13 protein-coding genes are annotated in these 14,331 nt (G+C 41.9%); 6 read left to right on the top strand and 7 right to left on the bottom strand.

The window, feature by feature from the left end; translation table 11 throughout:
* Positions 1-5 precede the first annotated feature (5 nt).
* The 7 genes from AB6T38_RS12295 to AB6T38_RS12265 form a co-directional block, all read right to left on the bottom strand.
* Entirely contained in the window at positions 6-584 is a 579-nt protein-coding gene (locus AB6T38_RS12295; protein ID WP_372547598.1) for a DUF2780 domain-containing protein, read from the bottom strand.
* 297 nt (positions 585-881) lie between these two features.
* Positions 882-2,300 carry a tetratricopeptide repeat protein gene (locus AB6T38_RS12290; RefSeq protein ID WP_372547597.1) on the bottom strand — a complete coding sequence of 473 codons (1,419 nt, stop codon included), beginning with the start codon at positions 2,298-2,300 and terminating at the stop codon, positions 882-884.
* Positions 2,301-2,307: 7 nt separating this feature from the next.
* Complete coding sequence (locus AB6T38_RS12285; RefSeq protein ID WP_372547596.1) at positions 2,308-2,952, bottom strand: energy transducer TonB; 645 nt, start codon at positions 2,950-2,952, stop codon at positions 2,308-2,310.
* The gene (locus AB6T38_RS12280; RefSeq protein WP_372547595.1) at positions 2,949-3,356 is read right to left on the bottom strand and encodes an ExbD/TolR family protein; all 408 of its coding nucleotides are present in this window, start codon (positions 3,354-3,356) and stop codon (positions 2,949-2,951) included. Before AB6T38_RS12280 ends, AB6T38_RS12285 begins: the two co-directional genes overlap by 4 nt.
* A gap of 2 nt (positions 3,357-3,358) precedes the next feature.
* Complete coding sequence (locus AB6T38_RS12275) at positions 3,359-3,790, bottom strand: MotA/TolQ/ExbB proton channel family protein (RefSeq protein ID WP_372547594.1); 432 nt, start codon at positions 3,788-3,790, stop codon at positions 3,359-3,361.
* Positions 3,787-5,121 (bottom strand): MotA/TolQ/ExbB proton channel family protein, encoded by a 1,335-nt coding sequence (locus AB6T38_RS12270; protein WP_372547593.1) that lies wholly within the window; start codon positions 5,119-5,121, stop codon positions 3,787-3,789. The genes AB6T38_RS12275 and AB6T38_RS12270 overlap by 4 nt, the downstream gene beginning before the upstream one ends.
* Before the next feature lie 2 nt (positions 5,122-5,123).
* Positions 5,124-5,900 (bottom strand): DUF3450 family protein, encoded by a 777-nt coding sequence (locus AB6T38_RS12265; protein WP_372547592.1) that lies wholly within the window; start codon positions 5,898-5,900, stop codon positions 5,124-5,126.
* Between the two features lie 234 nt (positions 5,901-6,134).
* Here AB6T38_RS12265 and AB6T38_RS12260 point away from each other — a divergent pair, with 234 nt between their 5' ends.
* The 6 genes from AB6T38_RS12260 (at position 6,135) to AB6T38_RS12235 (ending at position 14,330) form a co-directional block, all read left to right on the top strand.
* Positions 6,135-8,357: a TonB-dependent receptor gene (locus AB6T38_RS12260; RefSeq protein ID WP_372547591.1), complete on the top strand. Its 2,223-nt coding sequence runs from the start codon at positions 6,135-6,137 to the stop codon at positions 8,355-8,357.
* A 90-nt stretch (positions 8,358-8,447) separates the two neighbouring features.
* Positions 8,448-9,128, top strand: a complete 681-nt coding sequence (locus AB6T38_RS12255; RefSeq protein WP_372547590.1) for a Fe2+-dependent dioxygenase — start codon at positions 8,448-8,450, stop codon at positions 9,126-9,128.
* A gap of 359 nt (positions 9,129-9,487) precedes the next feature.
* The gene (locus AB6T38_RS12250; RefSeq protein ID WP_372547589.1) at positions 9,488-11,779 is read left to right on the top strand and encodes a TonB-dependent receptor; all 2,292 of its coding nucleotides are present in this window, start codon (positions 9,488-9,490) and stop codon (positions 11,777-11,779) included.
* Positions 11,780-11,908: 129 nt separating this feature from the next.
* On the top strand, positions 11,909-13,171 hold the full coding sequence (locus AB6T38_RS12245) for an amine dehydrogenase large subunit (protein WP_372547588.1): 1,263 nt from the start codon (positions 11,909-11,911) through the stop codon (positions 13,169-13,171).
* On the top strand, positions 13,171-13,710 hold the full coding sequence (locus AB6T38_RS12240; protein WP_372547587.1) for a MauE/DoxX family redox-associated membrane protein: 540 nt from the start codon (positions 13,171-13,173) through the stop codon (positions 13,708-13,710). Before AB6T38_RS12245 ends, AB6T38_RS12240 begins: the two co-directional genes overlap by 1 nt.
* A complete protein-coding gene (locus tag AB6T38_RS12235) occupies positions 13,710-14,330 on the top strand; it encodes a redoxin family protein (protein WP_372547586.1) in 621 nt (206 codons plus the stop codon). Before AB6T38_RS12240 ends, AB6T38_RS12235 begins: the two co-directional genes overlap by 1 nt.
* Position 14,331 lies beyond the last annotated feature (1 nt).

The following is a 14,331-nucleotide window of genomic DNA, read 5'->3' as shown; positions in this document are numbered from 1 at the left end:
ATGAATTAAAGGGCTGTAACTAAGTTACCTAAGCCAGATTGCAACAAAGAAAGCGTATCTTCATCATCACTAAAGTAGCTATTAATTTGAGTTATGAAACTGGTGATCATATCCGTATCCAAGCCAAGGGCTTCGAACTGCTGTTTTAATTCATTCATTGCACTTAAAGATGAACTGTATTCAGACGCTTTGCTAAGTAAGCCTGACATAGACGAACTGTCGGAAGATGAATCTGAACTGATTGCAGGTACGTTTTCTAATAAAGAGTCTAAACCTGGAACACTTTGCGCAAGTTCACTGTAGTTTGTATCTGAAAGGTTGTCTTTAGCATAATCAAAAATTGACGCTAATCCACCTTCAGATTGCGCTTCTGAGACACCTAGATTATCTGAAACCATACTCACTAAACTTGCAACGTCAAAAGATTGTTTATCTTCATTTGTGTCTGAACCTTCAGCTTCGCTTAGTTGTGATGTCGAAGAGCTTCCAAGTAATCCTTGTAACTTATTAAGTGTATCGTCGGCTGCTATTGCATTGCCAGACAAAGCAAGTGCAGAGATAAGTAGAACTGATAATATTTTCATTTAATATTCCTTTAAATAAGACTCACGTTTTAAGTGCTATGTATTAGCAGGATCTCAACTTTAGACGAGATTTACGTACTGTGAGTTCGAATGTACTTTATTGATTGGGGGATTTTTCGCGCAGAATTTTACCAGTTATAATTGGAAATTACTTGATTTGAAGTGTAAAGATTGTCTTTACAAAACTAGCCTTATTTAGATTACTCAAAACAACCAACACGCACAAACATCTATATACTTAGTTAAGTTTAAATAGAAATCGTTGCGAACAAGGTACCTTTATTTGCCGTTACGTACTTAAGCACCATATTGTTCCTGACGAATTATTTTCTGTAACTCACTGATATTATGTTTAATATCTCTTCGATTTGGATCCAGTTTCACGACCTGTTGAAGTAAGTTTACCGCTTGTTGAAATTGACGCTGTTCAATTTGCATTTGCGCGTGGGCCACTAAAGCTTGTTGTTGAACTTGAGGTAAGGTACTGGCACGGACAAAATAATTTTCCGCTTGTTGATACTGATTTTGACTTTGATAGAGCTTTGCAATAGCTAACACGGCTTCAGGTAACAGGGGGTCTTGTTTAATCGCCCGAGAAAAATACTTAAGTGCGCGGTCATTTGCATTACGAGCAACCGCAATTTGTCCTCGATATAAATTAAGCTCTGCTTGAAAGTCTGTTGGAATCTCAACACCAGTTGTAGCGACGAGTAATGAATCAACAGATGTATAACGCTGTTGGTTCAATAGCCATGGTAAAACTTGTCTTAATGTTGCCCAATATTCTGCGGATTCCACCACATCATCGTTCCCTAAGCTGAGCTTCAATAACTCGATAGCACGGGGAATACTGCCATGCTGAACGTGTAACTTGGCGGCCAACAAACTATTGCTCAAGTCTTTAGGGGTTAACTGCAAGGCAACCTCTAAGCTACTCAATGCTTGTTCAGGATGATTTCGCTGCAAAGCAATTTGGCTGCGCAGCAACCAGAGTTCGTGGGGGTTCTGATGTTGGCCTTGTTCAATCATATCTTCAACTAGGCGTTGTGCGGCATTAAAGTTGTGACTGTTAAGCCAAGCGTAAAGCAAACCTTGTTGCCATTGTAAATTATCAGGCTGCAAATAAAGAGCTTGTTGATAACCAGCAATAGCAGCCGCTGGCTGTTGGCTGTTTAGGTTAATAAAGGCAAGTTGACCATATAGTTGCGCATCTGCCACCCCTAACTCAATACTGCGGCTTAAGTGTTTTCTAGCCTCTGAGTAATTTTTATTTAGCATATACAACATACTTAGACTGCGATGAGCTAGGGCCAAGTTTGGCATCTGTTGTAAGGCGGCTTTCAAGGCCTCTTCAGCTTCGTCATAACGTTTTAAGCTTAACATCACTTGACCGCGCAACTGCTGCAAAGCGGCGCTGTCGTTTTCTAACGAGCGCGGTTCAAACGCTTTAGCTACAGCATTAAAGTCTTGTTGGGTTAATAAAGGTTGAATATCTCGGGCAAATCCTTTTTCCGCCGGAGGCAATTGGGCACTGACGGGGCTCACCGGGGCACTTTCTAATAAAAACTGCCAGTTTGGTTCGGTTAACTCAACCTGCACATCCGCAGATACCTGTGTACTTGAGAGCAACAATAATAGGCTGGCCAACACAGAATTTAGTCTGGTTTTGCTCACGCCAAATTGAATCGGTTTGCGGGGGAATAATTTTGTTTTCATATGATACTTAAACACTTATTTCTATCGGCCAAATAAATCTAGCCCGAGCAGGTTCATTGTCTTTTTGCGGCGGGCTAAATCGGCTTTTTCTAACTAACTTACGTATTTCAGGATTGAGCTCAGGATATGAATTACTCGCCACATTAATTAAGGTGACCTGTCCTTCTTCGTCAATCATGACATCGAGTTTTACCAAGGTTTTAGTGATCCCTCGACGTTGTAGACTTTTCGGAAAATCAACAACTAATGGGGTCAACAAAGTAGGTACAGAGTCCAATGACTCTATCCCCACAGCATTCCAATCCACTTCTAATGACTGCCATTGAGTGTTAAGAGGATCAATATGTACTTCTTGGGGTTTTAGTGAGTCGATAGACTTTACGTCAAACTCAATCACTGGCATAGAGGCACCCTCGCCCTGAACTTGTAATTCGACATTGGCTTGGCTGATCTCTTGAGTTTGCTGGGGAGGTGGCGGCGGAGGTGGTGGCGGTAAATTAACCGTTGAGACGGTTCTAACAACTAAGGTTTCGTCGGTTTGAGCTTTTAACCAGTCACTCATCCACATGATCAACAAAGCAATGCTGAGCATAACAATACTAATGAATAACGATAAACCGCGACCACGAAGGTAGTTATGTATCATTTTCATGATTTCAACGCCGCGATATTTACGGTTGCTGAGCCTGCCAACTTAGCCTCATCAATCACTTCGAGCAATAGTTGGGTGGGCACATTTTTATCTGCCTGGATCACCACAGGTTTAGGATCAAATTGCTGCAATTGTTCTAATGTACTGCGCACACCAACAACACCAATTTGACTGCCATCATAGAACACTTCTCCAGCATCGGTGATGGCTAATAGAATCACAGTTTTATCTAATTGTGAGGCAGAAATAGCCTGGGGTTTATCCACCTCAACCCCTGTTTCTCGCACAAAAACCGTGGTGACAATAAAGAATATGAGCAAAATAAAAACCACATCCAATAAAGGCGACATATCAATGCTGTGGTCATTTTGTTGTTCTATCCGTTGTTGTAAACGAGAAGCCATTGTTATTCGTTCCCAACTGCAACATAAGCTTGTTGTCTAGATAATCGATTACGAATATTACCTTGTAATATCCACGCAGGAATAGCGCAAACTAAGCCTAACTGAGTTGTTAATAACGCATCGCCAATGCCATCACTTAACAGCGCATTGCTTGCTCCTTGCTGCGCTATTCCCGCAAAACACTCCAGTAAACCGATAATAGTGCCTAACAACCCCATCAATGGTAACGCGCCAATCAAAACCGCAGTAAATTCGCTATTCACGTGATTTTGCTTAGTTGTATTGTCGTTATTTTCAGTGTGACTATTTGAACTAGATGATGCTAATCTAGGGTTTCTGCTTAACAAATATTGTTGCCACAATTCTTGATAACAATATACGGCCAGCATGAGTATCGCCCAACACACCGAACTATGACTTATTTGCGAGATCATGCGGCCTCCTGCTTCATTTCATTTGGCTGCTCTTCTATTGGTTGACTGAGCAATATCGCTAAGTTTTCAAGCTCATGATAATAAGATTTAGCTCGCTTCGATAAAATGGCATTTAGAATTAAAGCGGGAATAGCCACTACCAAACCAAGTTCGGTGGTAATCAAGGCTTGAGCAATACCGCCAGAAACCACTTCAGGGTCGCCGCTACCAAATAAGGTCATCATTTTAAAGGTTTCTATCATGCCACTCACCGTACCTAACAGCCCCAACAAAGGTGCAACTGATGCGGTAATACCAATCACTAATAACCAACGCTCTAACCAATATTTATCTTGCTGCAATTGCACAAATAACTGGTCATCCCGCGCTCTGTCATTGTTAGCTTGCAGCGCAATATCGAAGAGTACTTTTTGCTGCCCCTTAATACTGGCAAGCACTGTTTCACTCGGCTTTGCTAACTGGCTGTGTAAATAAGTTGGGGTAAATCGCTGTAATTTAGGCAAACGGGCCAATTGCACAGATTTGTATATGGCAATCACCAACGCCAAAACCGCAAAGGTTAAAATAGGGATCACCCAAACACCGCCTTTAACCACATGTTGCCAAGCCGTTTGTTGGTGCTGTTGACGGGCAACCGCACGATTCATGGTTGGATCAAAGAACAGCTCGCCGCGACCTTCACTTAGAATTGCCTTTAGCCCCGCACTGGCACTACCATCGAGTAACAAGGCTGAGTGTAACTGTCCATCTTCACGGGTTGCTAAGCCTGCTTGCTGTAAATCCTCGTACCAAAACCAGTTAATCGGGCCTAATGATAAAGTAGGCAACTGTTCCAGCTTTCCGTTACCCATAACGATAGGTTGGGGTTGCCACATGGGTGACAATTTACCTTGTAATTCTTGACTAAAACCCTGTATCAGCTGCATTTTTTCAGCTGTTGTCAATCCCGCCGGCTGGCTATTCAATTGTTGCTGATGTAAAAAACGGTTTATTAGGTTTTGCTGATAATTTTGTTGTTCACGCCAATCATTAATGCGAGTTTCAAGCTGACTTAGGCTTAAGGTTTTTTCGTCGCTAAGTCGGCGAGCAGCCGCGGTTTTCTGTTGTAGAGCTTGAACTTCTCTTTCGAGTTTATTTAACTTCTCGAGTAAACTACGTTTCTGGGAAGCAATATTTTTTTGACTGGAGCCTAAGCGTTTTTGTGCATCATTAAGCTTAGTTAATAATCCCTTATCGACAGTTTCATTTGCATGGACACTTGGCTGCTGTCCTAACCAGATAAATACTGTCAGGGTGACAATTAATGGTCGAAGGTAGTGAAAGAATGACATCGCTATTGCTCTTTTAAACTGGAAATAGAAAAGGGTAAGCTGACAAAATCAGCTTCACTCTGTTTCTCGAATATGGCGATTGCCTTGCTGATAGCACTACTATCTGAATTATCATCGAACTGCCACTGCCAACCGTTATCTGTAATCTGACCTGTTCCGCTATAACTGCCATCTAAACTGACAAACCAAGCACTAGAAGCCCCGAGATAGAGTTGCTTCACGAGTATTTTCTCGTTTTGGTTGTTGTTTATGGGCATCTGCACAACCGCAATTCGCTGATCAAATTCAGCTAGTTTAGATAACCTTGCTAGGTTCGCTTGCAATTGAATAGATGGATCTGAAGAACTATCGGTATCACTAACATCTTGCTGCCAAGCTTGTTTAATTGGCGGCGGCAACGTTTGCTCAAGGGCGTTTAATTGATTCGACAGCAAAGCAACTTGTTGTTCTAACACAACTTGCTGCTTTTCTAATGTGGTCTGTTCTTCAGCTAAGGCTAACCTTTGCATTTCAACTTGAGAAGAGTCACCTTTTTTTTCCGATAACATATTCAACAGTTGCTCTTTCTCTAACTCAAGTAAACGCATTCTCTGGGTTAACAAAGGTTGTTGTTGTTGCCACTCAGATTCCAAAGCGTTAATTTGGCGTTCAAGACCCAACCATTGATTCACCATAGTTTCGACTTTACTTATTTCTTGTCCATAGAGATTACTAGACAATAAACAGCCGACTACCAGCAGCACCTTCCGGCCTACCAGTTTATTTAATTTATCTTTCATTATTACTGTCGCTCTTCACATTTATTTTTCACCGAAGCCTATGCACCATCGTACTGACATCAAAATAAAAGATTGATTTATCACCGATATTTCTATTCTGCCAGAAACAAAGACGAGTGTAAATAACCATGCGAATGATAATTACTTGCATTTAGATTAATGATAAAATATGCTTCCCCACCTAGCGTTAATTAACCCACGAAAATCAAAACACACACACTACGGAGAATAGAAATGACTGCAGTACAACACGCAGCGGTAAAAGAAAAGTTTACCCGCAATGCGATTACTTTGGCTTTGAGCGCTTTGTTACCAATGGGAGCTGCCCATGCTCAAGATGTGCAGGAGCTTGCAGTTTCACAGGCAACATCACAGACTGAAGAAGACTATAAAGTAGAGAACTCTACTTCCGTAAAATATACTCAACCGCTGTTGAACACGGCAAAGTCGATTACAGTTATTCCCCAGTCTGTAATGAAAGATCGTAACGTTGATAGTTTGCGCTCAGCTTTGCGAAATGTACCTGGAATTTCCATGGCTGCCGGCGAAGGAGGCACACCAACCGGTGATAGCATGTCAATTCGCGGATTCAGTGCAGCTAACAATATATTAATCGATGGCGTTCGCGACATAGCTGGTTATTCTCGTGACATTTATAATGTTGAAGCGGTAGAAGTTGCAAAAGGTCCAGGCGCTGCCATATACGGTCGTGGCGCGGCAGGTGGAGCCGTAAACTTACAAATAAAAACGGCAACATTAGATGAATTTACTGACGTTAGTCTCAGACTAGGTACTGAAAACGATTATCGTGCACAAGTTGACACCAACTTAACATTAGGTGATACCTCAGCGTTGCGTATTAACGCCTTGTTAGACGATGGCGATGTTGCTGGGCGTAATTATGTTAACAACAGCAACAATGCAGTGGCACTTTCTTTCGCCACTGGACTAGGTACAGAATCTAGAATTAGCGTTAATGCGGATTATCAAAAGCAAGACAACCTACCTGACTACGGCATGCCGTGGGTGTCTAATAGCAGTACCTCAGATCCCGTTGCTGAGTTAGCGGCATACGAAGGCGGCCCTTCAAATGCTGATTTCGATAATTTTTACGGTAATATTTATCGTGACTTTGAAGATATCAAAGGCCAATCACTAACCGCAAAATATGAGTACGACCTAAATAATTCGACCATGCTGCGCGCGTTAGTTAGAACAGGCTCTATTGAACGTCAATCTGTAGTAACAGCACCGCGTTTTATAAGCGTAACCACCAGCACAGATGTTCGTTTGAGCGATGAAAAAACTCGTGACACCAAAGATTCTATGACCGTCTTTCAAGGGGACTTAATCGGCAGTTATCAACAAGGCAATATTAAACATGACATTGCCGCTGGAGTAGAGTTAAGTCGCGAAAAATTTGAGCGCTGGAACTTCGAAGCCATAGTCCCAGATAACCTAAATGATACTCCTGAGTTAGTCGATTTATACAATCCGGATGCAGAAGTAGCGTTCACAGGACAATATGCTCGCACTGATAAAAGTAACGAGGCCACTGGTGACACGAAAGCAATTTATGTTTTTGATACCATCACTTTAGATCCTCAGTGGCAATTATCCCTCGGTTTACGTTGGGATAGCTTTGAAACAGAGTACTTTTATGACTTAGATGGCGATGATCCAAGCGTTAAATTGAATGCTAAAAATGACGAGTTGAGTTGGAATGCCGGCATTGTATATAAGCCGGATGCAAGCAGCAGCATATATTTTGGTGCGGGTAACTCTTTTAGCCCAACAGCGGAAGATTTAACAGCTTCGTCGAACAGTAATAGTAACCAAAATAACCTAGATCCAGAAGAAACCCTTAGTTATGAATTAGGTTATAAATGGGAAATTTACGACGGTAAATTATTTGCTAACGCTGCTATTTTCCGCAGCGAAAAAACTAATGCATTAACGGATGACCCATTCTTTGACGACGAACAACGCAACTACGATACATTGAACGGTAAACAACGGGTTGATGGTATTGAACTTGGATTGGCCGGTAACCTAAGCGACAAATTATCCATCATCGCAGCTTACACCTTTCAAGATAGTGAAGTTGTTAATGCTGAAGGCGCTGATGCATCTCAAATTGGGGCTGAACTGCCACGCACACCAGAACACTCTTACAGCGTTTGGGGTCGTTATGATTATTCAGATGCACTCGCTTTTGGCCTTGGTGCTCAATATATGGGTAAACGTTACAACAGCAGCACACCTGCAAGTCGCGAAGTTGCAGACAGTTACATGATTTGGGATATGATGATATCGTATCAGGCTACTGAGCAGCTAAGCCTTCAGGTTAATGGCAGCAACCTTACTGATGAAGATTACGTTGATCAAATAGGTGGTGGTCACTACATTCCTGGCGAAGGTCGATATTTAAGTGTGACGGCAAACTACCAATTTTAAACGTCTAATGTAGTTTGTTTTAAAATAACCCAATGTTTAAAACTAAAACCGACTCTTACGAGTCGGTTTTGCAATGTTAGGAAAGCCTAGATGTTATTAAAAATACCCGCAGTACTAAGCAAACAACAGGTTGCAGACGCTAAAAATGCACTCTTAGCTGCTCAGTGGTCTGACGGTAATATTACCGCTGGCTATCAAAGTGCTAAAACCAAAAACAACCTGCAATTACCAAGTGATTCGCAGGTAGCTCACGAATTGGGTGAAGTAATTTTAACGGCACTATCACAAAACAACCTATTTATGTCAGCGGCCTTACCAAGTAAAATATTTCCCCCTTTATTTAATTGTTATCAAGGCGGACAATCCTTTGGTACCCACGTCGATAATGCTATCCGCCAGGTTCCAGGAACGCCAGTTAAAGTTAGAACAGATTTATCCATGACCTTATTCTTCTCTGAGCCAGATGAGTACGAAGGTGGCGAGCTGGTAATGGAAGATACTTTTGGTTCACAACGAATAAAGCTCGAAGCTGGCGATATGGTGTTATACCCATCCACCAGCTTACATCGTGTCACACCCGTTACTAAAGGACGGCGTTTAGCGTCATTTTTCTGGTTACAAAGCATGGTATCCAGCGATGAAAAGCGCAGTATTTTGTTTGATATGGATATGGCAATCCAAGCCCTACGCAGCAAACTTGATGACAGTCCAGAAATAGTCCAACTCACAGGCGTTTACCACAACCTATTACGACAATGGGCACAAACCTAAAAAATCTCATGACCACCTACAATCCCCTCTGTAGCATGGCCTTCAGGCCATGGGCACCAAAAAACAACCCCACCTGTAGCATGGCCTTTAGGCCATGGCACTAACAACCAGCCTCGATAATAAAAATACCGTCTACGGAAATATCGGCACCTGAAATTAAGGCTTTTACAGGTCCTTCCAGTTTGTATAACTTTTGACAAGGGCTTATTCATATGTATATATTAACCATATAGTTGATTATTCAAGTAATAAATAACGATAATAATTTACTAAAAACACATATAAATTCACAACTTGCAATTCGATGACGTTTTACCGTTCGTATATAAGAACTCTAACAATAAAGAAGGTATTAAAACATGAGACATCACAAAATAGCCCTCGCTGTAGCCACAACTCTAAGCCTAGGAATGATATCCACTGTACATGCTCAAGATAATAGTGTGTTTGAAACCATTCAAGTGACGGCTAAGAAAAGATCGCAAGATTTACAGGATGTTAGTGTCTCTGTTACTGCCTTTTCCGGTGATGCTTTACGAGAGCTGAATATGACCGACAGTGTCGATATTTCTGCCCAAACACCTGGGCTGAATATTGGTACACCTGTTGGAGAAGGCAACAACCCTTCAATTTCGCTGCGTGGTGTAGGTCTCAATGATTTTAATGATAACAACGAAGGACCCATTGCAGTATATCGTGATGATGTATACCAATCTGCTATGCCTGGCCTAACCTTTCAGTTGTTTGACCTAGAACGAGTTGAAGTTTTGCGGGGTCCGCAAGGTACCTTATACGGAAGAAATGCTACCGGTGGTTTGGTGCATTTCATTTCCAATGAGCCCACAAAAGACACTGAAGTGCTGTTCGATTTAACCCTTGCTGAATACAACCAAATAAAAGCCGAAGCTGCTGTAGGTGGCAGTTTAACCGACACCATTCAAGCCCGGCTTGCCATTGCCACGAACAACCACGATGGTTATGTTGAAAATAGAATTGGTAAGGATGCGAATGAAGCGGATAGCAGAGCCTACCGCTTACAAGTCAACTTCGACATTACCGAAGACTTTACCGCCCTGCTCAATGTTCACGGTGGTAAATCCAGTACTAACGCCCCCCAATACCAGCATTTAGCATCTGATGACGGTGCAGGAAATTCCACCTCGGATTTTTACGGTTATGCCGATACCGACGGCGATAACTTTGCTGGCGAATATAACCGACAAGGTATTTTAGATATAGACTCAGATGGTCTTTCGTTAAAACTGAATTGGGAAAATTCTGATTATACTTTTACATCAATTACTGCCATTGAGAATGTAGAAAAACTTCACCAAGAAGATACGGATGTAGGTCCTTACAGTGGTTTGATCCCCCAATTTGCTTCTAAAAACGAACAGTTCAGCCAAGAGTTTAGATTAAGCGGTTCAGCAGAGTCGTTTGATTGGATAGTCGGCGCTTACTATTTTGAAAATGAAGTTAATGGCGCGCTTGATTTAGATATTAACTACCCAGGCCCCCTAATTGATGCCATCACTGGCGCTCCTGAAGGTACATTTGGTTCTGAATTAGTACCTTTTGTAAATTACGATATCGACTATGATCAAGATACCGAATCCTATGGCTTATTCGGTCAAGTGGAAAAGCCCCTTACCGATAAGTTAACCCTAACCCTTGGGTTGCGTTACACCTCTGAAGAGCGCAGTATGGATTATCAAAATCTAGCGACAACAAACGCTGACGCTGTAGTGAATTCTTGTCTTATCCCCGCTGGTGATGTGTGCGGTTTAGTCGGTGATGCTAGTTACCCTGGTACCGACTACTATTTTGATTTTACTGAACAAAATCCTGCAGCGGCTGGTTTAACAACCATTGATGATGACAATATTTCAGGTCAAATTGGACTTGATTACAAGGTAAACAAAGATACTCTAGTCTTTTTCAATATTGCCAATGGCTTTAAAAGTGGCGGCTTCAATGGTGGGTTTCTCGACTTTACCGACGGTGTAACAGAAGAAGATGTGGCGTTTGATTCTGAAGAACTGACCAGTTATGAAGTTGGTATAAAAACCACCTTGGCCAGTGGCGATGTAAGAGTTAACAGTAGTGTTTTCTATTACGATTACAAAAACTATCAAGCTTTGACATTCGCAGGATTAAGCCAATTCATCAATAACTCTGATGCAACCTTACAAGGTTTAGATGCGGAAGTGACTTGGGTACCAGGTGACGATTGGGATATTAAACTTGGGGCTAGCCTGTTAGATACTGAAATTGACAGAGTGGTTGTTCGCGGCGTGGGTACAGTTGAAGACAGAGAAATGGTTCTGGCACCCAAATATACCATTAACGGTATTGTTCGTTATCAAGCCACAGATGCCATTTCTGCACAAATAGATTTTAATCACCAAGGCGAACAATACTTTGATATAACTAACAGCGAAATATCCAAAGAGAAATCATACACGGTATTTAATGCTCGCCTCGGCTATGAGATAAATGACTATTGGAAAGTCTCTGCTTTTGTGAAAAACATTACAGACGAAGAATATCGAGTCTATAACTTTGACTTCACACAAAGCGCCGGTTTTATCCAAGAGTTTTACGCCAGACCAAGATGGATTGGCGTTAACGTTCAATACAATTACTACTAGTAACGAACACTAAAAGTAGATTTTAACAACCCTAGATTAACGGCTGTTCCTTGAAAGCGTAAAAGCACGATTGGCACATCCGTTAATTTTTAAATAAACAAACATAGCTGCGGTTAGGATTAAAACAATATGTTTATGAAAATCAAGCTCCCTCGAACACTACTCAGTAGTCTCATCATTTCAGTATTCATGACTGGCTGCACAACTCATCCAGAAGTTCCCCTAGAGGCAGACGCTGCGCTCTCAAGTACTACCCCAGAACATGCCGCTGTTACTACAAAGGTTGATCCCACTTTGCCGCCCTTACCTATTGAAAAAACGGGTAATGTGGACGTTTTACCTGCTAAATATCCTGAAAGTTGGATATTTGTCGACGAATCAAGCTTTACCAGCATGTTTGGTGGCAAAGTGATCATTTTAGATATCAACGAGCCGAAACAATCTAAGCGCATAAAAGGTACGGCAGATAAGAACTTGTTGGGTAATTTTGCCGCCGCAAAAACACGTCCTGAATTCTATATCGTCGAATCTTTCCACAGTCGCGGTAGCCGTGGCCCTAAAATTGATGTTCTGGCCATCTACGACAAAGTTACTCTGACACCGATTAAAGAAATCACCCTAGAACATACGCGCCTGCAGTCGTTGCCAAGACGGGACGCAATAACATTCTCAGCTGATGAGAAGTTTCTTTATATTGCCAACTTTAGTCCTGCCTCTTCGTTCACTGTTGTTAATCTAGATACCCATGAAGTGGTAGGTACCGTAGGAACACCTGGTTGCGTATTGCCCTTTCCCACAGGCAAACGCAGTGTTACCTCACTGTGTAGTAACGGCAGTTTATTAACAACAATCCTAGATGAAAATGGTGTCAAAGCATCTCAACAGCGGGTCGCGCCGTTTTTTGATACCGATAAAACACCGATATTTGAACGCCCTGCATACATCGATAATATCGCCTACTTCCCTAGCTTTGAAGGCGAAATACATGCAATCGATTTATCTGGTGAGGTTGCCGAATATAAAGGAAAATGGAGTTTACTTAACGAAGAACAAAAAGCAGCAGGGTGGCGACCTGGCGGCCTCGCCCTTGCCGATACAGATGAACAAGGCCTAATGTATTTGATAATGAATGCAAACGGCTTTGATGGTTCGCAAACCCATGGCGGTGATCAAGTTTGGGTAATTGATGTAAAAACGCAAACTCGAATAGCCACAATCGATGCGCCAAATTGGGCAGTATCGGTAGCAGTAACCCGAGGTAAAGAACCAAAGTTAGTTGTCACAAATGAGGAAATGAATCTAGATATCATCAACCCAAAAACGGGTGAGCTGGAAAAAACCATAAGTGATTTTGGGAACATTACCCCTATCGTTATTCATAAGGCCTACTAATGAATGTGTTTAACTTTTTATCCGATGCGATTGCCTTATTCTTTTTATGGTTATTTATGCGCGCTGCATTGCATAAATTGCATACAAGCAACGCTGAATACTACCAACAACTTTTTGCTGAATATGGAATTTCCCATGGACAATTAGCATTAGCACTAAATTATATTTTGGGTGCATTTGAACTGGTTATTGCAGTGACACTTATTTTTGAAGCAACTCGAACACCGGCGGCATTGGCTGCGGCACTGCTTCTAAGTATGTATTTAATTGCTATGGCCATTCAATTAATGAAAGGCAAACGGGATATCAGCTGTGGTTGCAGCGGTCCAAACGCTCACATCAAAGTAAGCTGGCCGTTAATTGTCAGAAATGGGCTGTTAGTGCCTTTGGTATTAACCTGCACCCTACAAACGGCAGGGTTTACTTCTTCTTTATGGTTCGCCGTGCTCATGACAGGAGCTTTTTTAATTTTAACTTATTCTTGCGTTGAGAACTTAATCGCTAACGCGCAAAAAATTTCTATTTTGAGGACCCACTAATGGATTTTATTACCGTATCGAATAGTGTTTTATGGATAGTTGTTATCTTACAATCCATCGTTATATTTGCATTAACCCGACAAGTGGGTGTGCTGTTTGAACGAGTTGCCCCTGCCGGTGCCCTAGCCATGAATCAGACTTTGGAAGTGGGAGCGCCAGCGCCTAATTTAAGCCTGCAAACATTGTCTTCAACGCTAGTTGATGTTGGCGGCAAATCAAAAAACAACAAGTCACAATTAGTGTTTTTTGTCTCCCCCGACTGCCCCGTGTGTAAAAGCTTATTACCAGCACTAAAATCCGCCGCAAAATCAGAAAATTCATGGATAGATCTTATTTTAGCTAGTGATGGCAAAACCCAAGATCACGCGGGCTTTGTGAAGCAGTACGGTTTATCTGATTACCCTTATATAGTTTCAGAAGTGTTAGGAAAATCCTATGGGGTGGCAAAACTACCTTATGGGGTCGTCATTGATGAGCAGGGCAATGTTGCATCTATGGGGATTATTAACTCACGAGAGCACTTAGATAGCTTATTTGAAGCCAAAGAGCGCAAAACAGCTTCAATCCAAGAGTTCATGCAAGGCCAACAAAGCGATGAACAGTTCGTGGAGGTTAAATAAT

It is taken from the genome of Aliiglaciecola sp. SL4, from assembly GCF_041538045.1.
In the GTDB taxonomy this organism is placed as follows: Bacteria; Pseudomonadota; Gammaproteobacteria; order Enterobacterales; family Alteromonadaceae; genus Aliiglaciecola.
Note: the sequence above shows the minus strand (reverse complement) of the source record. Positions and strands in the feature narration are given on the sequence as shown.

Coding starts and splice junctions, on each gene's coding strand:
- AB6T38_RS12245 (WP_372547588.1), top strand. CDS start 11,909: ATGTTTATGAAAATCAAGCTCCCTCGAACACTACTCAGTAGTCTCATC.
- AB6T38_RS12235 (WP_372547586.1), top strand. CDS start 13,710: ATGGATTTTATTACCGTATCGAATAGTGTTTTATGGATAGTTGTTATC.
- AB6T38_RS12255 (WP_372547590.1), top strand. CDS start 8,448: ATGTTATTAAAAATACCCGCAGTACTAAGCAAACAACAGGTTGCAGAC.
- AB6T38_RS12260 (WP_372547591.1), top strand. CDS start 6,135: ATGACTGCAGTACAACACGCAGCGGTAAAAGAAAAGTTTACCCGCAAT.
- AB6T38_RS12240 (WP_372547587.1), top strand. CDS start 13,171: ATGAATGTGTTTAACTTTTTATCCGATGCGATTGCCTTATTCTTTTTA.
- AB6T38_RS12295 (WP_372547598.1), bottom strand. CDS start 584: ATGAAAATATTATCAGTTCTACTTATCTCTGCACTTGCTTTGTCTGGC.
- AB6T38_RS12270 (WP_372547593.1), bottom strand. CDS start 5,121: ATGTCATTCTTTCACTACCTTCGACCATTAATTGTCACCCTGACAGTA.
- AB6T38_RS12285 (WP_372547596.1), bottom strand. CDS start 2,952: ATGAAAATGATACATAACTACCTTCGTGGTCGCGGTTTATCGTTATTC.
- AB6T38_RS12290 (WP_372547597.1), bottom strand. CDS start 2,300: ATGAAAACAAAATTATTCCCCCGCAAACCGATTCAATTTGGCGTGAGC.
- AB6T38_RS12280 (WP_372547595.1), bottom strand. CDS start 3,356: ATGGCTTCTCGTTTACAACAACGGATAGAACAACAAAATGACCACAGC.
- AB6T38_RS12265 (WP_372547592.1), bottom strand. CDS start 5,900: ATGAAAGATAAATTAAATAAACTGGTAGGCCGGAAGGTGCTGCTGGTA.
- AB6T38_RS12250 (WP_372547589.1), top strand. CDS start 9,488: ATGAGACATCACAAAATAGCCCTCGCTGTAGCCACAACTCTAAGCCTA.
- AB6T38_RS12275 (WP_372547594.1), bottom strand. CDS start 3,790: ATGATCTCGCAAATAAGTCATAGTTCGGTGTGTTGGGCGATACTCATG.